The organism is Pseudomonas abietaniphila, from assembly GCF_900100795.1.
Taxonomy (GTDB): Bacteria; Pseudomonadota; Gammaproteobacteria; order Pseudomonadales; family Pseudomonadaceae; genus Aquipseudomonas; species Aquipseudomonas abietaniphila.
Map to the genome: position 1 here is coordinate 1 of NZ_FNCO01000018.1, position 20,128 is coordinate 20,128.

At 56.0% G+C, this 20,128-nt stretch carries 19 protein-coding genes; all 19 read right to left on the minus strand.

The genetic code is table 11. The annotated features are described in order from the left end of the window. Window positions 1-1,460 (minus strand): TnsD family Tn7-like transposition protein (locus BLS87_RS26715; protein WP_074757624.1); only part of this gene is annotated, 1,460 nt, incomplete at its 3' end. 16 nt (window positions 1,461-1,476) lie between these two features. Further along, window positions 1,477-2,937 carry an ATP-binding protein gene (locus BLS87_RS26720; RefSeq protein WP_074757390.1) on the minus strand — a complete coding sequence of 487 codons (1,461 nt, stop codon included), beginning with the start codon at window positions 2,935-2,937 and terminating at the stop codon, window positions 1,477-1,479. Beyond that, a complete protein-coding gene (locus BLS87_RS26725) occupies window positions 2,934-5,102 on the minus strand; it encodes a Mu transposase C-terminal domain-containing protein (protein WP_074757392.1) in 2,169 nt (722 codons plus the stop codon). The genes BLS87_RS26720 and BLS87_RS26725 overlap by 4 nt, the downstream gene beginning before the upstream one ends. After that, entirely contained in the window at window positions 5,099-5,953 is an 855-nt protein-coding gene (locus BLS87_RS26730; protein ID WP_074757394.1) for a TnsA endonuclease N-terminal domain-containing protein, read from the minus strand. The genes BLS87_RS26725 and BLS87_RS26730 overlap by 4 nt, the downstream gene beginning before the upstream one ends. 281 nt (window positions 5,954-6,234) lie before the next feature. Further along, complete coding sequence (glmS, locus tag BLS87_RS26735) at window positions 6,235-8,070, minus strand: glutamine--fructose-6-phosphate transaminase (isomerizing) (RefSeq protein WP_074757396.1); 1,836 nt, start codon at window positions 8,068-8,070, stop codon at window positions 6,235-6,237. An 11-nt stretch (window positions 8,071-8,081) separates the two neighbouring features. Beyond that, window positions 8,082-8,849: a DeoR/GlpR family DNA-binding transcription regulator gene (locus BLS87_RS26740; protein ID WP_074757398.1), complete on the minus strand. Its 768-nt coding sequence runs from the start codon at window positions 8,847-8,849 to the stop codon at window positions 8,082-8,084. Between the two features lie 193 nt (window positions 8,850-9,042). After that, window positions 9,043-10,410, minus strand: coding sequence for a bifunctional UDP-N-acetylglucosamine diphosphorylase/glucosamine-1-phosphate N-acetyltransferase GlmU (gene glmU / locus BLS87_RS26745; protein ID WP_074757400.1), 1,368 nt, complete (start codon window positions 10,408-10,410; stop codon window positions 9,043-9,045). A gap of 123 nt (window positions 10,411-10,533) precedes the next feature. After that, the gene (locus BLS87_RS26750) at window positions 10,534-10,959 is read right to left on the minus strand and encodes a F0F1 ATP synthase subunit epsilon (RefSeq protein ID WP_043192055.1); all 426 of its coding nucleotides are present in this window, start codon (window positions 10,957-10,959) and stop codon (window positions 10,534-10,536) included. A 44-nt stretch (window positions 10,960-11,003) separates the two neighbouring features. Next, window positions 11,004-12,380 carry a F0F1 ATP synthase subunit beta gene (atpD, locus tag BLS87_RS26755; RefSeq protein ID WP_074757402.1) on the minus strand — a complete coding sequence of 459 codons (1,377 nt, stop codon included), beginning with the start codon at window positions 12,378-12,380 and terminating at the stop codon, window positions 11,004-11,006. 28 nt (window positions 12,381-12,408) lie between these two features. Then, window positions 12,409-13,269 carry a F0F1 ATP synthase subunit gamma gene (atpG, locus tag BLS87_RS26760; RefSeq protein ID WP_074757404.1) on the minus strand — a complete coding sequence of 287 codons (861 nt, stop codon included), beginning with the start codon at window positions 13,267-13,269 and terminating at the stop codon, window positions 12,409-12,411. A gap of 50 nt (window positions 13,270-13,319) precedes the next feature. Then, complete coding sequence (gene atpA / locus BLS87_RS26765; RefSeq protein ID WP_074757406.1) at window positions 13,320-14,864, minus strand: F0F1 ATP synthase subunit alpha; 1,545 nt, start codon at window positions 14,862-14,864, stop codon at window positions 13,320-13,322. Window positions 14,865-14,885: 21 nt separating this feature from the next. Then, window positions 14,886-15,422 carry a F0F1 ATP synthase subunit delta gene (locus BLS87_RS26770; protein WP_037016920.1) on the minus strand — a complete coding sequence of 179 codons (537 nt, stop codon included), beginning with the start codon at window positions 15,420-15,422 and terminating at the stop codon, window positions 14,886-14,888. 12 nt (window positions 15,423-15,434) lie between these two features. Further along, the gene (locus BLS87_RS26775; RefSeq protein ID WP_062386210.1) at window positions 15,435-15,905 is read right to left on the minus strand and encodes a F0F1 ATP synthase subunit B; all 471 of its coding nucleotides are present in this window, start codon (window positions 15,903-15,905) and stop codon (window positions 15,435-15,437) included. Window positions 15,906-15,962: 57 nt separating this feature from the next. Continuing rightward, entirely contained in the window at window positions 15,963-16,220 is a 258-nt protein-coding gene (gene atpE, locus BLS87_RS26780; RefSeq protein ID WP_002555987.1) for a F0F1 ATP synthase subunit C, read from the minus strand. 137 nt (window positions 16,221-16,357) lie between these two features. Beyond that, window positions 16,358-17,227 (minus strand): F0F1 ATP synthase subunit A, encoded by an 870-nt coding sequence (atpB, locus tag BLS87_RS26785; protein ID WP_074757408.1) that lies wholly within the window; start codon window positions 17,225-17,227, stop codon window positions 16,358-16,360. A 16-nt stretch (window positions 17,228-17,243) separates the two neighbouring features. Continuing rightward, window positions 17,244-17,651, minus strand: a complete 408-nt coding sequence (locus BLS87_RS26790; RefSeq protein ID WP_074757410.1) for a F0F1 ATP synthase subunit I — start codon at window positions 17,649-17,651, stop codon at window positions 17,244-17,246. 146 nt (window positions 17,652-17,797) lie between these two features. After that, a complete protein-coding gene (locus BLS87_RS26795) occupies window positions 17,798-18,670 on the minus strand; it encodes a ParB/RepB/Spo0J family partition protein (protein ID WP_074757412.1) in 873 nt (290 codons plus the stop codon). 9 nt (window positions 18,671-18,679) lie between these two features. Next, window positions 18,680-19,474 carry a ParA family protein gene (locus tag BLS87_RS26800; RefSeq protein ID WP_062386221.1) on the minus strand — a complete coding sequence of 265 codons (795 nt, stop codon included), beginning with the start codon at window positions 19,472-19,474 and terminating at the stop codon, window positions 18,680-18,682. An 18-nt stretch (window positions 19,475-19,492) separates the two neighbouring features. Beyond that, window positions 19,493-20,128, minus strand: coding sequence for a 16S rRNA (guanine(527)-N(7))-methyltransferase RsmG (rsmG, locus tag BLS87_RS26805; protein WP_208605207.1), 636 nt, complete (start codon window positions 20,126-20,128; stop codon window positions 19,493-19,495).

The window sequence follows — 20,128 nt, forward strand, 5'->3', positions numbered from 1 at the left end:
ATCCTGGTACGCGAAATGCGGACAGGCTTACCCGCGAGAGCATAAAGCGTGTCGGCACACTGACGGACTTCGCCGGCCAGTCTCGCATCGAGGGCTGCGAACATTTCGGCGCTATTCAGACGGGGCGTACGATGGGGGCTTGGGTTTGCAGTCGACTCCGAAAGCCACTGTCTGTCGTGACGATACAGCCACGCATACCCCCTGCATGCATGTGCTTTGTACAATCGATAATCAGCCTCGAAAGCCGCGCGTCTTGCGCATAGCTCAATGTGAAATCGCGCCTCCCTCCAAGCATCTTGCCCGCCGGGTACATTTCGGATGTGACGATAGACATACGCTGATGAAACGCCTAGAACGGCAGCGATCTTTTTGGCATCAGCTCCTTCAAGAGCATGTTCCCACACAGCGGCTGACGAACAGTCCAGGCCTTCACCAGGCATCACCGGAGAAAGGCGCGCGTGAAGCCGAATGTGAGCTTTCGGATCACATGCCACCGCCTGTTTCACAGGGCATTGACCATGCAGCAAGCTCACCATTTCAACGCCCAGAGCACCGGCCAATAAGATGTATTTGAGCGGATGGTGAGAGGTTATAGGCGTACGAAGCAGCTTCGTGACCCATGAGGCGGGTGTACCTGCACGAACATCTCCGAGTATAGAAAATTCCCATTCTCGCGGGAGTGCGGCAAAAAAATCGGCCATGTGCTGCGCCAGCATGTGCAGGTGCAAGCGATGGTTATCAGAAGCAAGGTTGAGCTGCGTTGCCCTGTGTAAAAGCGTGAAGCGCACCGCCTCCGCCGACAAAGCAGTGACTTCAGACTCGAGGACCTGAAGTGAGCGCAACGCTATTTCGTGAAGCGGTGGCATGCACCGCAACGGGGTGTCGAGAAGTACTGTGTGTGCTTGCACATTCTCATCACTGGGCAGATTGAGTTGTCGAGAGCTGCGGCTGGACCAGCGAGGATCAACGATCCTGAGTGACGTACCGTGATGAGGACATACCAGCACGCCTGGAAGCATGTGGACCCTGTGCCAGTAAGCGACTCCCCGTTGAGCCTGATCTTGGGCGATACATTCTGGGCATAACCGCACTCGGGAGGCGAATCCAATACGGCTCGCATTGACGCCCAGCTTTAACATCAAGCCTTTACCATCAGCGGTCATCAGCGTCCGAGCGTGTTCAACCTGGCTCACCCTCAAAAACGGCGCGTAATAGGGTAGTAATGTGTGGCGCATCAGGACCTCGGCTACCGATAGCTCGGTACCGCTGGGTAGCGCGTCGACAAAATCCCCTAAGTGACTCGGGAATGCCACATTTTGCGAAAAAGCTGCCGCCGATTTCAGTCCGGCAAATGCTGCTTGGCAATTACGAACACCGCAAAGACGGGCATAACGAGAAATCACGCTGTGCAGCGTCTCGTCGGGAAACGCGGCGGGGAAGAAATGGAGTTTAAGCTGCACTTCACCCCCCTCCTACTCACGCTTTGTGATACATCGGTGATAACTCAAACAGGTCCTCGTTGAGCCAGCCCGCAGCGCGCAGAGCGTCGAGGGGAGCGTCATGTTCGCTAAGCGCTTTAGCCTCTGAGTTTTCCACAGCAGTAGCAATCGGCGATGGGTGATCTTTCGCAAGAATAGTTGGAGATGGGTCTGCCGGTTTCTCACGGGATACAACGCTTCGAAGCAAGGTGAGGCGATCCTCTCGTGCCAATCCATCGAAGACCATCATTTCGCTCAGTTGATCCTCAATCGGCAGCAAATCGTCAAACTGTCGCATCCGCTTCGGATCACGGCTACGCAGGGCTGAAAGGGCTGGCTTTAGAATCTGCATTTTTGAGTTGCTTACCTTCACCATGACCTCGGCAGTCAAACACTCCGAGCCACTCTGGACCGCATAACGCTGACTCAATACCAGCAGCTTGACCAGGAAATCTGTCACGCCTTGAGTGTGTTCATACAGCGTGTCAAAAATCTCGTCGGTCAGCTCGGCAGTCTGCTTGCACCACTGATAGCTCCAGAGATTTTCGACCAACAACCGCCACTCCTCATCATCCTTTTCGAATCGTTTGAATTCGAGCGTACCGGCACCACAAACTCGGCGGGCAGTCCGCATGGCTTCTGAGAACAGGCTAATTGTCGAGTTCGTGCCACTGAAAACCACCGGGATACCGATGTTGTTTACCAAGTGCAGGAAAAAATTCAGCATGCTCTCTTTACCACCGGTTTTCGCCAGGTGGAGGTTTTGCAGCTCGTCGATCAACAAGGCGCCGATGAAAAACGTGCTGGCCACCTGCTCCATCTGTTGCAGCGCATCATTGATGTTTCGATGCCTGTAGCGCTTGTGGTAGTCCTTATCTCCTAGAGCGTCACCAACCGCATAAAAAAACTGCTGGCAAAATCCAGCCAGCGATCCATCCCGAGGGCAGTCAAGCTTCAGCCATGTGATTTGGGTATGAACAAACTGCTTTCCCTCATAGCGCTCATGACGGATTGTCTGTGGATAAAGGCTCAAGATGGCGTGGAGCGCCGTCGACTTGCCAATGCCGCTCAGGCCGACGACGGTAAACGTTTCTGCAGTGGACTTGAACGCATCGTGGTAACGCTGAGCTCCCGATAAAGAATGCAAATGCCGGACGGTAGCGGGCGACATCGGGTTACGCCCAACATACCCTCGACGAATGAGCAGTGAGAACAGGGCCTCCAGTTCCAGATGTAGCAAAAACGGCTGTACCACGGTTCTTAGCCGGTCGATACAGTGAATTCGAGTGGCTCCTTCGAGCGTCAGCTCTTTCGGATCCACCGGCTGAGGAAAATTCGAGATCAGCTCAACAGCCGCGGCCTCCGACAATATCGGAGGCAAAGCTTCGATAAGCGGGTTACCCGCATACTCACTAATGTCCTGTCTGACGTAATTGGCAAACGTCTGTGCACCTTTCATTTTGCCTGTCCTGGCCGAATTCTTTTGAGCAAATCGATAACCTGCGCAGTCCGCTCGCCGGCATATGAATCATGCGCTTTCGGTGTCAATTCAGATTGAAGTGAAGCTGGCTCCGCCCTAACGCCTTCAGGAACAACCGCATTTTCACGCTCACGGAGACGTTCTTCTGCGCGGTTCTCGCGGATGTTTCCAGTGGCCTCTGCCTTGGTGGGCGGAGCAGGTTCCAGTTTTCGTTCTGCGAGTGCATGACTGATGATCTGGTGGACCTGATCGCTAAGCTGCACACGGCTTTCCAGCTCGGCTCGCCGGCGAGTAGGCGGTTTTTGGCGATAGGCTTCGAGCAGATCAAAAATCTCGTCCGAGCGGTAATTCGCGTAACCGGCATCCGATCGTCGAAGATCACAACGGATAAACTGCTTGGCCTCTCCCTGAATCCAAATGTGTGCCGCCGAGTTCGGATCGAACCAACACTCTATTGACCAAACGCCCCCTTTGCGAGCCTTGGCAAACCAATCTTTCTCTATGGCCATATCACACACGTAGTGCATGCCGCGAAACATAACCCCACCCTTTTGAACGGTCGCGCGCTCGCGAGGCAAGAGATGGAGGTAAACCAGCTCGTCAGGACGTTTGTTGGATTCGATCAGGTCGTTGTCGCAGGCCCAATTCCATATCCCGTTGGGTGTAGGTTCAACGCCGTCATTCATCATCGCCTGCGTCAGTCGTTCAGGCTGTCGATGGTGCCCGTTATAGTGGAGTACGCACTTGATGAGGATTTGGGTGAACTCTTTGAGATTCAGCGTGGCATCGAGCCGGTAATCTCGCTCGCCTCGCTCTTTGTCTCGCGCTGCTACCCCGCCAGGTAGCCATCTGATACCCGTCAAATCATTCAAAATGCCAAACCGACTTTCCACCATAGGCTTCCAATCCGGCCGATAAGGCGGAGCAGTGCCCATCTCAATTCCCAATCCTGACGATAGCCCCTCTGCTGCGAGTGACAGCATCTCTCCTCGGTCGGCGTAAATCTGGTGGGGCAGGTGGTGACAATTCCAATCATCTGCATTGATTTCGACGCCGTTCTGAGCGCAGAACTCGACTTTGGAGGTAAACGCGTTGAACAGCGCTTGCCTGGCCCCATTCCAACTAGGGCCCTCCAATCCTACATAGAGACCAGCAATCATTCCGGAGAAGCTATCCACAACGATATAAACTACGGGCCGGCCAATGAGCATCCGCCTGGAGTAGCTGTTGACCAAATAAATATCGGCAATAGTCGCGTCGATCTCGAACTGATGACAGGGTCCACGCAGCCAATCGCGAACGGTACCTGAAAGCGGACGGCAGTCCTTTAACCATCTCCTCAATCCTTTACGGCCACGCTCGGTTGCAATCTCGTCGAAAAAAATCTGTCCCCAATATTGGAACTGCCTCAAGCTGGGGAGTTCTGAACCAGGCAACAAACGAAGCTCTTCTTCACTGTTTTTAGAGATGTCTCGGACTGAGTAAAATCGTCTCAACATTTCGTCATATGCGCTCGAAATGGAAGATTTCTTATCTCTTACATAAAGAGCATATCCAACACGGATGCATCGTTTATCAACCGCACTGAGCATCTTGGAAGGCGAAGTAAGAACGCCTTGAAATTTAGGCTTTCGCCCTGGTGGCCTGCTCGGATCATATTTTCTATCGGCAACACCTACCGCCGTATAATTATTAAGCAATGAGTTGCGAACTTGACCATAAAACCAATATCGGTAAAGAAGCCGATAGATCGTTTTCCGCTGGATTCCGAGCTCTGACGCCCGTCTGCTAACAAGCCGGCCTAACTCACCTCGTACAAATATTTGTCCCGGGTATTTAGGATCTAATAGAGGGGCGATGACGGCCCACTTTTCGTCCCGGCCTTGCTTGGCTCTCTCATCCAACTGTTCCTCAAGCACAAGCATGAACTCGGGCGTGGCAATGGCTGCTGGTTTGGTGTGACCAGACGCTAACGATCGACGCAGCTCCTCCAGTCCAACAGCGTATGGCTGCCGGGGTGGGTCAGCTAGATCCATCAAAACTGCTAAGTCATGTGTTTCATCCTGGTAAAGGAGCCTGGCTATCGTAGCGATGACCGACAGATCGGTTACAGGCTCGAAAACGTCATTAACGAGAACAGTCATGACATTTTCTCCTTCAACGATACTTGGACAGGGCTCGGTGAAACTTCGAAGCCAGGAACTAGACCAGTAAGGTGGAGAGGAGTGTTAACCAAATCGATTTTCAGTATCTTGTTCCAAACCAGGTGAAAGAAAATTGCTTGAGCGTCTATATAGGAAATGGACAGAAGTGACGCTATTTTTCTTAGACAGGTGGCTAAGGTCCACGAATATTCCCGGCTGTTTACAAGGCACTCGATAAAATTCGAATGCAACGGCGCTTTCATTAAATCACGAGAGAGCTTCGAGTACCTCCTGATTAGTCCAAGATTTTTAATCAAATCTCGTGAAAAAAACTCGTCTGTTACGATTTTCCAATCAACACCTTGGCTTTCCCAAAAACGCTTTTCAATTTCAAGTTTTTCAAGCGTTCTTTTACTTCCATTGCCAATTAAATCGGAACGATACTTCACCGTCCTAGCTACCGATTTGAAGTTTCCGCTCGGGTCCTTAACAGTTAACAGGAAGTCTGTTGTCATCACATAAGGCAGTGTTGTTCTAGGGTATCTTGGATAGCGTACATCGATCGCCGACGCTATCGCTTGCGCACGCTCTGTGGGTAGTAAAGGGTATTGCTCCCGGATATCCACGACGTCTTCAGAAAATTCACACACAAGGAAGTAGGAACGCTCGAGATCTGACAGGAGGTGATGAATCCTCTCGATCTTCACACCTTGAATCTTGTGCGAACGACCTATCGACGGGACATCTTGTACCCGCAGCCAAGGCACGTAGCTTGCCCCGGCGCCTTCGCCAAATCCATTTGCAATGTGCCGTTCAATGTCCTGCTGTGATGCAAATTTACGACCTCGCAACCCACGCCTCCTCAGTCGATGCGGACCGCTTCACCTCGCGTCGAGAAAAAGTCGTAGAAGGACACGACTGCCAAAGCGGCCGTATTCAAAACATTTTCCAGACTACACCCGCTGAAAGTTGAAGCGAAGAATCCAGACCAAAGGGAAAGCCTGGAAAGGAAAACCCCCGTAGATACGGGGGTTTGAGCCTTGTGTCAATCTATGTTCATGAGTGTCAAACTTTATTGTTTTGTGTCAATCTTTATTGTTCAAAACCACCACAACGACTCGTTGTGGATAACTTATTCCACCGTCACCGACTTCGCCAGGTTACGCGGCTGATCCACGTCCGTGCCTTTAAGCACTGCGACGTAGTAAGACAGCAGCTGCAGCGGGACGGTGTAGAGAATCGGCGCCAGGGCATCGATGATGTGCGGCATCGAGATGACGTGGGTGCCTTCGCCGTTGTTGAGGCCGGCTTGTTCGTCAGCGAAGACGATCAACTCACCGCCACGGGCGCGGACTTCCTGCAGGTTCGACTTCAGTTTTTCCAGCAGTTCGTTGTTCGGCGCCACGGTCACGACGGGCATGTCGCTGTCGACCAGCGCTAGCGGGCCGTGTTTGAGCTCGCCTGCTGGATAGGCTTCGGCGTGGATGTAGGAGATTTCCTTGAGTTTCAGGGCACCTTCCATCGCGACCGGGAATTGCGCGCCACGTCCGAGGAACAGCGTGTGGTTCTTCTCGGCGAACAACTCGGCCACTTTCTCGACGGTGCTGTCCATCGCCAACGCTTCGCCCAGGCGGGTTGGCAGGCGACGCAGTTCTTCAACCAGCTCAGCTTCAACGCCAGCAGCCAACGTGCCTTTGACCTGACCCAGCGACAGGGTCAACAGCATCAGGGCAACCAGCTGAGTGGTGAATGCCTTGGTGGAGGCCACTCCGATTTCAGGGCCTGCTTGCGTCAGCAGGGTCAGGTCGGATTCACGCACCAGCGAGCTGATGCTGACGTTGCAGATCGCCAGGCTTGCGAGGAAGCCCAGTTCTTTGGCGTTGCGCAGTGCGGCCAAGGTGTCGGCGGTTTCGCCAGACTGGGAAATCGAGACGAACAGCGTGTCCGGCTGGACCACGACTTTGCGGTAGCGGAATTCGCTGGCGACTTCGACCTGACAGGGAATACCCGCCAGGCCTTCCAGCCAGTAACGGGCGACCATCCCGGCGTGATAACTGGTGCCGCAGGCAACGATCTGGACGTTGCGCACTTTGGCGAACAGCTCGGCCGCTTGCGGGCCGAATGCCTGGACCAGCACCTGCTCCGGACCCAGACGGTTTTCCAGCGTGCGTTGCACGACTTTTGGCTGCTCGTGGATTTCCTTGAGCATGAAGTGACGGAACTCGCCTTTGTCAGCGGCCTCGGCGCCTTCGCGGTACTGCACGATTTCTCGCTCCACCGAAACGCCGGCAGCGGTCCAGATCTGCACGCTGTCACGGCGGATCTCGGCGATGTCGCCCTCTTCCAGGTACATGAAGCGATCGGTGACCTGACGCAGCGCCAGCTGATCGGAGGCCAGGAAGTTCTCACCCAGACCCAGGCCGACCACCAGCGGGCTTCCGCTGCGTGCCGCGACCAGACGATCAGGTTGCTTGGCACTGATGACTGCCAGGCCATAAGCACCGTGCAGTTCTTTAACGGTTGCTTTGAGCGCTGCGGTCAGATCAGGCGTGTCCTGCATTTTATGGTGCAGCAGGTGCACGATGACTTCGGTGTCGGTATCGGAGGTGAACAGGTAGCCGAGGCTTTTCAGACGATCGCGCAGCGGCTCATGGTTTTCGATGATGCCGTTGTGGACAACGGCCAGTTCGCCGCTGGAAAAGTGTGGGTGCGCGTTGTGCTCCAGAGGCGCACCGTGGGTGGCCCAACGGGTGTGGGCAATACCCAGACGGCCCACCAACGGTTCGCCCGCCAGCGATTGCTCAAGCTCATTGACCTTGCCGACGCGGCGACGACGCTCCAGCACGCCAGCATTGCTGAACAGCGCTACGCCCGCGCTGTCGTAGCCGCGGTATTCCAGACGCTTGAGGCCTTCCAGCAGGATGGCGGTGACATTACGTTCAGCGACAGCGCCGACAATTCCACACATGGTTTTTTCTCCTAGGAAACAGCGGCGCAGATCAACGTAACGCCGCGCGCCTGAATATGATCGCGTGCCTCCTGAGGCAGTCGATCGTCGGTAATAAGGGTGTGGACACTGCTCCAGGGCAGTTCCAGATTGGGAATCTTGCGACCGACCTTGTCGGCTTCGACCATGACAATCACTTCGCGAGCGACCTCGGCCATGACACGACTGAGGCCCAGCAGCTCGTTGAAGGTCGTGGTACCGCGCATCAGATCAATGCCGTCCGCACCGATGAAGAGCTGATCGAAGTCATAGGAACGCAGCACTTGTTCGGCGACCTGGCCCTGGAACGACTCGGAATGCGGGTCCCAAGTGCCCCCGGTCATCAACAACACCGGTTCATGCTCCAGCTCGCCGAGGGCGTTGGCGACATGCAAAGAGTTCGTCATGACGACCAGGCCGGGCTGCTGACCAAGCTCTGGGATCATGGCAGCGGTGGTACTGCCGCTGTCGATGATGATTCGGGCATGCTCACGGATGCGCTTCACCGCCGCGCGGGCAATGGCTTGCTTGTGTCGGGATACCGGCTGACCCGGTTCGCCGATCAATTCCTGCGGCATCGGAACCGCCCCGCCGTAACGGCGCAACAACAAGCCGTTGCTTTCAAGTGCAGCCAGATCCTTACGAACCGTAACTTCAGAGGTCTCGAAACGTTTCGCCAACTCGTCGACACTCACCTCGCCCTGTTCATTGAGCAGCGCAAGGATATTGTGACGACGTTGAGGGGTATTGCGCTTGGACATGTTGACCCGTAAGTTTCGTTTCGAAAGATAACGATGCGAATAGAAACCTATCGAAAGATATTCGTCAAGAGAGGGCGATGATTTTTCTGGGGATGCCGAAGGCTGTGAATACATCAAGCCCTGGCAGAGACGGACTGAATCAGACCTGAACGCGCGCGATGGCAGTCAGGCCTGATGCAAACTGTGGATAACTTCAGTGTTTCTTGATTTTGACCGGGCGCTTCCAGCCATCGATGTTGCGCTGGCGCGCTCGGGCAACTGCCAGCTGCTCGACCGCAACGTTCTGCGTAATGGTTGAACCTGCAGCAGTCGTTGCCCCCGACGAGATATCCACAGGCGCGACCAGCGAGTTGTTCGAGCCGATGAATACGTCTTCGCCCAATACCGTTTTGTGCTTGTTGGCGCCGTCATAATTGCAGGTGATAGTGCCGGCGCCGATATTCGTGCGCGCGCCGATGACCGCATCTCCCAGATACGCCAGATGACCGGCCTTGGCCCCCTCGCCCATCTCGGCGTTCTTCAGTTCAACGAAGTTACCCACATGGGCCCGAGCGCCCAAGACGCTTCCTGGACGAAGTCGGGCGAAAGGACCTGCATCGGCCGCTTCACCGACAATGGCGCCTTCAAGATGGCTGTTCGCCTTAATGATTGCGCCTTTGCGCAGCGTGCTGTCTTTGATCACACAGTTCGGGCCGATGGACACATCGTCCTCGATGACTACACGACCTTCGAGGATCACGTTGATATCGATGGTGACATCGCGTCCGACCGTGACATCACCGCGCACATCGAAACGCACCGGATCGCGCAACGTCACGCCAAGCGCCATCAGGCGGCGCGCTTCACGCAGCTGGTAGTGACGCTCCAGCTCGGCGAGCTGTTTGCGGTCGTTGGCGCCCTGCACTTCCATCGGGTCATGTGGCTGGGCTGTGGCGACGATCAGGCCGTCGTTCACCGCCATTGCGATCACGTCGGTCAGGTAATACTCGCCTTGGGCATTGTTGTTCGACAGACGGCCTAGCCAATCGGCCAGACGCTTGCCAGGCAAAGCCAGAATCCCGGTGTTGCCTTCCTTGATCGCTTTCTGAGCGTCAGTGGCGTCCTTGTGCTCAACGATGGCGCTGACGCGGTTCTGTTCATCGCGCACTATCCGGCCGTAACCGGTCGGGTCGTCGAGGGTGACGGTCAACAGGCCCAGCTGCTGGTCGTTCACCAGCGTAAGCAGACGCTGCAATGTCTCCACTTCGATCAGCGGGACATCGCCGTACAAAATCAAAACGGTGTCAGCGCTTAGCGCCGGCACGGCCTGGGCGACTGCGTGTCCGGTCCCCAATTGTTTGTCCTGCAGGACAAAGCTCAAGTCGTCGGCGGCAAGCTGTTCACGCACCTTATCGGCGCCATGCCCGATCACCACCTGGATGCTGTCAGGCGAAAGCTGACGAGCACTGTGGATAACATGGCCCAACATGGAGTTGCCGGCCACCGGGTGCAGCACTTTAGGGAGAGCCGAACGCATGCGAGTGCCCTGACCCGCAGCAAGAATGACGATATCGAGAGACATGAAGGATTCCAGGCGAGCAGCCGCAGCGGAGACCGGGCTGATGATTCAGGAAAAAGAACCGAAAAAAGAAAAAGGGTAGCCGAGGCTACCCTTTTACTCAATCGCGCATGAACGTCGTGAGCCTTAGCCGCCGAATTTCTTGCGAATTTGCTGAACGGTGCGCAGCTGAGCCGCGGCCTCCGCCAGACGTGCAGCAGCAGATCCGTAGTCGAAATCTGCGCCTTTTTCGTTCAGGGCTTTCTCGGCAGCCTTGACGGCTTCCTGAGCAGAGGCTTCGTCCAGGTCAGCAGCGCGTTGCACGGTATCGGCAAGCACTTTGACCATGTTCGGTTGAACCTCAAGGAAACCACCGGAGATGTAAAACACCTCGGCTTCTCCACCCTGCTTGATCAGACGGATCGGGCCCGGCTTCAGATCAGTGATCAGCGGCGCGTGACCTGGAGCAATACCGATATCACCCAGGTTACCGTGTGCAATCACCATCTCGACCAGACCGGAGAAAATCTCTCCTTCCGCGCTGACGATATCGCAATGGACTGTCATAGCCATTTGCTTGCCTCAACCTGATTAGCGCCCGTTGCCGGGCGCCTGGATTACAGTTTCTTGGCTTTCTCGATCGCTTCTTCGATGCCGCCGACCATGTAGAACGCTTGTTCTGGCAGGTGGTCGTACTCACCGGCGAGGATGCCTTTGAAGCCAGCAATGGTGTCTTTCAGGGAAACGTATTTACCCGATGCACCGGTGAAGACTTCAGCCACGAAGAACGGCTGCGACAGGAAGCGCTGGATCTTACGAGCGCGGGATACCAACTGCTTGTCGGTTTCCGACAGCTCGTCCATACCCAGGATCGCGATGATGTCTTTCAGCTCTTTGTAACGCTGCAGAACGTACTGAACGCCGCGGGCGGTGTCGTAGTGGTCCTGGCCGATAACGTTCGGGTCCAGCTGGCGCGAAGTCGAGTCCAGTGGGTCAACCGCTGGGTAGATACCCAGGGAAGCGATGTCACGGGACAGAACGACGGTGGCGTCCAAGTGGGCGAAGGTGGTCGCTGGCGACGGATCGGTCAAGTCGTCCGCTGGTACGTATACCGCCTGGATCGAGGTGATCGAACCTTCTTTGGTCGAAGTGATGCGCTCTTGCAGCACGCCCATCTCTTCAGCCAGGGTCGGCTGGTAACCTACTGCGGAAGGCATACGGCCCAGCAGTGCGGATACTTCAGTACCGGCCAGTGTGTAACGGTAGATGTTGTCGACGAACAGCAGAACGTCGTTACCTTCGTCACGGAACTTCTCGGCCATGGTCAGACCGGTCAGAGCAACGCGCAGACGGTTTCCCGGCGGTTCGTTCATCTGGCCGTATACCAGTGCCACTTTGTCCAGAACGTTGGAATCCTTCATCTCGTGGTAGAAGTCGTTACCCTCACGAGTACGCTCACCCACACCGGCGAACACGGAATAACCGCTGTGCTCGATGGCGATGTTACGGATCAGTTCCATCATGTTTACGGTCTTGCCGACACCGGCACCACCGAACAGACCGACTTTACCGCCCTTGGCAAACGGGCAAACCAGGTCGATAACCTTGATGCCGGTTTCCAGCAGGTCGTTGCCGCCTGCCTGGTCAGCGAACGAAGGCGCAGGACGGTGAATGCCCCAGCGCTCTTCGGTTTCGATCGGGCCAGCTTCGTCGATCGGGTTACCCAGGACGTCCATGATCCGGCCCAGAGTCGCTTTACCGACCGGTACGGAGATGGCTGCGCCGCTGTCGATAACGTCCAGACCGCGCTTCAAGCCTTCGGTAGAACCCATCGCAATGGTACGAACTACGCCATCGCCCAGCTGCTGCTGAACTTCCAGGGTAGTTTCCGCGCCTTGTACTTTCAGCGCGTTGTAGATACTCGGTACGCTGTCGCGTGGAAATTCCACGTCGATCACGGCGCCGATGATTTGAACGATACGTCCGCTACTCATTAGCTGGATCCTCTGAATATTTGAACCGTTAAACCGCGGCAGCGCCGCCGACGATTTCCGAGATCTCTTGGGTGATCGCTGCCTGACGCGCCTTGTTGTAGATCAGCTGCAAATCGCTGATCAGGTCACCGGCGTTGTCAGTGGCGTTCTTCATCGCGATCATCCGCGCGGCTTGTTCAGCTGCGTTGTTCTCGACCACCGCCTGGTAGACCTGCGACTCCACGTAACGGACCATCAAGCCGTCCAGCAGCTCTTTGGCGTCGGGTTCGTACAGGTAATCCCAGTGGTGCTTGAGTTCTTGATCCTGGGTGGCGACCAACGGAATCAACTGCTCGACCGTTGGCTGCTGAGTCATGGTGTTGATGAACTTGTTGGATACCACGGACAGGCGATCAATACGGCCCTCCAGGTAGGCATCCAGCATCACCTTGACGCTGCCGATCAAATCGTTGATCGATGGCTCTTCGCCCAAGTGGCTGATCGCAGCGACGACGTTACCGCCGAAGTTGCGGAAAAACGCCGCACCTTTGCTGCCGACCACGCACAGATCGATCTCTACGCCGTTTTCACGGTTCTTCGCCATGTCCTTGACCAAAGCCTTGAACAGGTTGGTATTCAAGCCACCACACAGACCGCGGTCACTGCTCACCACGATATAACCGACGCGCTTTACTTCGCGTTCGATCATGAAGGGGTGACGGTATTCCGGGTTAGCGTTGGCAAGATGACCAATCACCTGGCGGATGCGCTCCGCGTAAGGACGGCTAGCAGCCATGCGCATTTGAGCCTTGCGCATTTTGCTGACCGCCACTTTTTCCATGGCGCTGGTGATCTTTTGCGTGCTTTTGATGCTCGCAATCTTGCTGCGAATCTCTTTTGCGCCTGCCATGTAACACCTATCAGGTTAGCAAGCGGGAGCCTCGCGACTCCCGCTGCGGCTTACCAGGTTTGGGTGGCCTTGAACTTCTCGATACCGGCTTTGAGGCCAGAATCGATTTCGTCATTGAAGTCACCCTTCACGTTGATCTTCGCCATCAAATCGGCGTGATCGCGGTTGAAGTAAGCAATCAGCGCTTGTTCAAAGCTGCCGACCTTGGCGATTTCGACGTCAGTCAGGAACCCACGCTCAGCGGCATACAGCGACAGCGACATGTCAGCGATCGACATTGGCGCGTATTGCTTCTGCTTCATCAGCTCGGTAACGCGCTGACCATGCTCAAGTTGCTTACGGGTCGCTTCGTCCAGGTCAGAGGCGAACTGGGCGAATGCCGCCAGTTCACGGTACTGAGCCAGAGCGGTACGGATACCACCGGACAGCTTCTTGATGATCTTGGTCTGAGCGGCACCGCCCACACGAGATACCGAAACACCAGCGTTCACAGCCGGACGGATGCCGGAGTTGAACATGGCCGATTCCAGGAAGATCTGACCGTCGGTGATGGAAATCACGTTGGTCGGAACGAACGCGGAAACGTCGCCAGCCTGGGTTTCGATGATCGGCAGTGCGGTCAGGGAACCGGTTTTGCCGGTCACTGCGCCGTTGGTGAACTTCTCTACGTACTCTTCCGAAACGCGGGATGCGCGCTCCAGCAGACGGGAGTGGAGATAGAACACGTCGCCTGGGTAAGCTTCACGTCCTGGTGGACGGCGCAGCAGCAGGGAAATCTGGCGGTAAGCCACTGCTTGCTTCGACAGATCGTCATAAACGATCAGTGCGTCTTCACCGCGGTCGCGGAAGTATTCGCCCATGGTGCAACCGGCATAAGGAGCCAGGAATTGCAGCGCAGGAGATTCGGAAGCACTGGCGGCCACGATGATGGTGTTGGCCAGAGCGCCGTTTTCTTCCAGCTTGCGAACAACGTTGGCGATGGTCGATTGCTTCTGACCAATAGCAACGTAGACGCAGAAGATGCCGCTGTCTTTCTGGTTGATGATCGCGTCGATCGCCAGAGCGGTTTTACCGATCTGACGGTCACCGATGATCAGCTCACGCTGGCCACGGCCGACAGGGATCATGGCATCGACAGCCTTGTAGCCAGTCTGTACAGGCTGGTCTACCGACTTACGCCAGATAACGCCTGGAGCAACTTTCTCGACCGCGTCGGTCTCGGTGTTGTTCAGAGGACCTTTACCGTCCACAGGGTTACCCAGTGCATCGACAACGCGACCCAGCAGTTCCTTACCAACCGGAACCTCCAGGATGCGGCCTGTGCACTTGGCGCTCATGCCTTCGGCAAGAGAGGTGTATGCGCCCAGTACGACAGCACCCACGGAGTCTTGCTCCAGGTTGAGTGCCATACCGTAGACGCCGCCCGGGAACTCGATCATTTCGCCGTACATAGCGTCGGCCAGACCGTGAATCCGCACGATACCGTCAGACACGCTGACGACAGTGCCTTCGTTGCGGGCTTGGGAGGCTACATCGAGCTTGTCGATGCGGCCCTTGATGATTTCACTTATTTCGGAAGGATTGAGTTGCTGCATTGCTCTGCTGCCCCTTCAAACTCAAGATTTCAATGCTTCGGCTAGTTGCGCGAGTTTGCCGCGAACTGAGCCATCGATAACCAGGTCGCCGGCGCGGATGATGACACCACCTATCAGGGCAGCATCCTCCGCAGCGTGCAGGCGCACTTCCCGGCCGAGCCGTGCACTGAGAACCTTGGCGAGTTTGTCTTGCTGTTCTTGGTTCAATGCAAAAGCACTGGTCACATCCACATCTACCGATTTTTCCTGCTCGGCCTTGTACAGCTCGAACAGTTCGGAGATCTCCGGCAGAAGCTGGAGACGGTCGTTTTCAGCAACGACGTGAATGAAATTCTGTGCCTTGGCATCGAACTTGTCGCCGCACACTTCAATAAAAGTGGCGGCCTTGTCTGCGCTCGTCAGTCGCGGGGCCTTGAGCATGCGCTGCATGGTGTCGTCTTGCGACACCGCAGCAGCCAGGCCGAGCATGGCTGACCAATTGGCCAGTTGCTGGTGCGCCTGTGCATGCTCGAAGGCTGCCTTAGCGTAAGGTCGGGCCAACGTGGTCAGTTCTGCCATGATCGCCCTCGCTTAAATTTCAGCAGCCAGTTTGTTAACCAGCTCCGCGTGCGCGTTTTGATCGATTGTGGCACCCAGGATCTTCTCCGCGCCGTTGACTGCCAGGCTGCCCAGTTGGGCGCGCAGCGCGTCTTTGACGCCGTTCAGTTCCTGCTCGATCTCGGCCTGAGCCTGAGCCTTGATGCGGTCAGCATCGACACGAGCCTGTTCACGGGCTTCGTCGACAATCTGAGTACCGCGCTTCTTGGCTTGCTCAATGATTTCAGCTGCCTGAGCTTTCGCTTCGCGCAGTTGCTGACCCGCTTTATCTTGGGCCAGCTCCAGGTCGCGAGCTGCTCGAGTAGCAGCGTCCAGTCCATCCGCGATCTTCTTCTGACGTTCGTGCAAAGCCGCGATGACCGGAGGCCACACGAACTTCATGCAGAACAGCACAAAAATGAAGAACGCAACGGACTGGCCAATCAGGGTTGCATTAATGTTCACGCCAACACCTCGCTCGTTCGTTGTCCATCACACCAATCAACTCGAAAATTCGAGCGATTAGCCAGCGAGTTGACCAACGAAGGGGTTCGCAAAAGTGAAGAACAGAGCGATACCAACACCGATCATGGTTACGGCGTCGAGCAGACCAGCCACGATGAACATTTTAACTTGCAGCATTGGAACCATTTCTGGTTGACGCGCTGCGCCTTCCAGGAACTTACCGCCCAGCAGGCCGAAACCGATTGCAGTACCCAGAGCACCCAGGCCGATCAGCAGTGCAACAGCGATAGCAGTTAGACCAACTACAGTTTCCATCTTTCCTCCCGACTTTTACGTCGTATTGGTTAGGTTTTTTTAGATTAAAGCGGTAAAACAAAATCGTTTTTTACATCAAGCCCTTGCGGGCGCCCCCTCACCGCAATGAGGGGATCATCAGACTCGCCAGGCGGGTCTTAATGGTTATCTTCGTGAGCCATCGACAGGTAGACGATGGTCAGCATCATGAAGATGAACGCTTGCAGGGTGATGATCAGGATGTGGAAGACAGCCCACGCCCATTGCAGTACCACGCCCAGTCCGCTGAGCCACAGCAGCCCGCTGCCGAACATGACCGCGATCAGGATGAACACGAGTTCACCGGCGTACATGTTGCCGAAGAGACGCAGCGCCAGAGAAACCGGTTTGGCGATCAGTGTCACGAATTCAAGCAGGAAGTTCACAGGAATCAACAGTGCCTGGACAACAACGTTCTTGCTGCCGAACGGGTGCAGGGTCAATTCGCCAATGAAACCGCCAATGCCCTTGACCTTGATGCTGTAGAAAATGATCAGTGCGAAGACCGAAAGCGCCATGCCGATGGTTGCGTTAGGGTCGGTGGTCGACACCGCGCGGAACGGAATGTGGTGATCGCCGGAAATCATCACCGCCAACTGTGGAATCCAGTCAACCGGCACGAGGTCGACCGCGTTCATCAGGAAAACCCAGACGAAAATGGTCAGTGCCAGAGGTGCGATGACCGCGCTGCGACCATGGAAGCTGTCTTTTACGCTGCCGTCGACGAATTCGATCAGGACTTCGACGAAGTTCTGCAGACCGCCAGGCTGACCGGAGGTCGCTTTTTTAGCGGCCATGCGGAAGAGCAGGACGAAGATCAGACCCAGAGCCACCGACCAGCCAAGCGTGTCGAGGTGGAAAGCCCAAAAGCCCATTTCTTTTGCTTCTGCTGCGGAATGCGCGAAGCCCCAAGTGCCGTCAGGCAAATGACCGAAGGTCAAGTTCTGCAAGTGGTGCTGGATATAGCCCGAAGCTGTTTGCTCTGCCATGGTTGCCTCAAACGCCCTAAGGTCTCAAAAGTCTTGTTCTCATTAGCAGGGGTGCGAACCAGCTGACCAACTGGGTCAGCATGAACACTCCGAAAACCGCCAGCGGGGCCAGCGGCTTTACACCTGCGAAGGTCAGTGCAAACAGCACTGCCGTAAAAATCAGTTTGCCTGCCTCGCCGGCGTAGAACGACCGAACGATGGCTTGCGCAGCCCTGGCACCGGAAAACCGGAACGCCTTATGGGCAAAGTACAAATTGGGCAGCCAAGCTATCAGGCCTCCGCAAAGCCCTGAGTATCCAGCTACGACTCCATGCCACTGCCAAAGCGTCACCGCTGCCAGTAACAGCACAATCAATTGAGCCAGCAGTACCGGGAAAACAGCCAGACGATGGAATGGCAAGCGGTTTGGCGTGCGTGTCTCCATCACATGGGCTCCTCGTATGCCAGCCGCCAAAATCAATAACTTGGCATAATTTGTGCCGACAAAATGCGCGCAGAGTATAGGGGCGGTTCAGCCCCTATTCAACTGCCGGGTAGTGATTTCCGACTACACGCTACGCACGATTTGTTTCAGCGGATGTGGGCGAGGACGCCCTGCAACTCATCCAGTGAGTTATAACGGATTACCAACTGGCCTTTTCCCTTTTGACCATGGCGAATCTGCACCGCAGAGCCTAGGCGCTCGGCCAGACGCTGCTCGAGTCGGGTGATGTCCGGATCGGCTTTGACGGGTTCGGCAGGCTCCTGCTTCCCACTCAACCACTGCCGTACAAGTGCCTCAGTCTGGCGCACGGTCAGCCCGCGTGCGACAACATGTCGCGCCCCGTCGACCTGCCTTTCTTCCGGCAAACCCAGCAACGCTCGGGCATGACCCATCTCAAGGTCTCCGTGGGACAGCATAGTCTTGATCACCTCAGGCAGCGCGATAAGACGCAAAAGGTTGGCCACGCTGACGCGTGACTTACCCACAGCCTCCGCGACCTGCTGCTGGGTCAACTGGAATTCCTGCTGCAAGCGCTGCAGTGCGATGGCCTCTTCAATCGGATTGAGGTCTTCGCGCTGGATGTTCTCGATGAGCGCCATTGCGATAGCCGCTTCATCCGGCACGTCACGCACCATTGCCGGGATCGTTTCGATGCCTGCCTGTTGGCTGGCACGCCAGCGACGTTCACCGGCGATGATCTCGAAGCGGTTGTCGGCGATCGGGCGCACCACGATCGGCTGCATGACGCCCTGAGCCTTGATCGAATTGGCCAGTTCTTCCAGCGCCTGCGGATCCATATCCCGGCGTGGCTGATACTTGCCGCGCTGGATCAGATCCAGCGGAATGTGCTGTAACTCGCGCTGATCGGCCTGAACGGCCTGTTCTTCCAGCGCGCTGACGGTGGGGCTGCTCAGCAGTGCGTCCAGCCCACGTCCGAGTCCTCGTTTCTTGACGGCCATGGGATTTCCTTAAGTGGGCTGGGCGGCGGCGCGGGATCCGCGACGTTGACGACGAACCATTTCGCCCGCCAGAGCCAGATAAGCCAGGGCACCGCGAGAGGTCTTGTCATAGGCCAGCGCCGGCATCCCGAAACTCGGGGCCTCGGCCAGTCGAATGTTGCGTGGGATCACAGTGTCGTACAGCTGGTCGCCGAAATGTTCCTTGAGCTGGGCAGAGACATCGTTGATCAGGCTCAGACGCGGGTCATACATCGTTCGCAACAAGCCTTCGATCTTGAGCTGTGGATTAAGCAGCTCGGCGATGCGCTTGATGTTATCCACAAGGTCACTCAGGCCTTCTAGCGCGAAGTATTCGCACTGCATGGGGATAATCACACCGTCCGCCGCTACGAGGGCATTGAGCGTCAGCATCGACAGGGATGGAGGGCAGTCGATCAGGATGTAATCGTAGTTCTCGCGAATCGGCGCCAGCGCTGTGCGCAGGCGTGCCTCTTTCATCTGCATTTCCAGCAAGACGACTTCAGCGGCGGTCAGGTCGCGGTTGGCAGGCAGCAGTTGATAACCGCCGTGCTCGGAAAAATGCATGGCCTGGTTCAGGTCACATTCGCCGATCAGAAGATCGTAGACGGAATGCTCCAGCCCATGTTTATCCACACCGCTACCCATGGTGGCGTTGCCCTGTGGATCGAGATCGATCAACAACACCCGACGCTTGGTAGCAACCAGCGACGCTGCGAGGTTGATGCAGGTGGTGGTTTTACCCACACCACCTTTTTGGTTCGCTATCGCGAATACCTTAGCCATTCTTGCGTGTGTTCCCTGTCATGCCGTGCGGCGCAGTATCAGCAGATGCCGTTGGCCTTGGCAACCCGGTACGGCCAAGGCTTGCGCGCTTTCCAGACGAAAATCTGCGGGCAATGCTACCAGTTCGTCAGCCGGATGCAGACCTTTCATTGCCAGCCATCGCGTCTGGGTGTCACCCATGTGACGCGTCCACTGTGTGAAGTCTTCAAGGCTGCTGAAAGCGCGGGAGATGATTCCTGTGAACGGTTGTTCAGGCTGGAATGCTTCTGCACGGCTGTGGATAACTTGGAGATTGTCGAGTTTCAGTTCGAGTTTGACCTGGGTCAAAAAGCGAGTCTTTTTGCCATTACTGTCCAGACACGTGACCTGCATGTCCGGGAACAGGATCGCCAGCGGAATACCGGGCATGCCGCCGCCACTGCCCACGTCAAGCTGGCGCTCACCCTGAATGTAAGGCACGACACTCAGGCTATCGAGCAGATGGCGAGACACCATTTCGTCCGGATCGCGGACAGCAGTCAGGTTGTAGGCCTTGTTCCACTTGATCAGTAACGACAGATAGCCCAGCAGTTTTTCATGCTGGACTTCACTCAGGTCGACGCCCAGTTCGCGGGCGCCTTGGGTCAGTTCTTCTGCGTGCTGCGGGGTGACCAT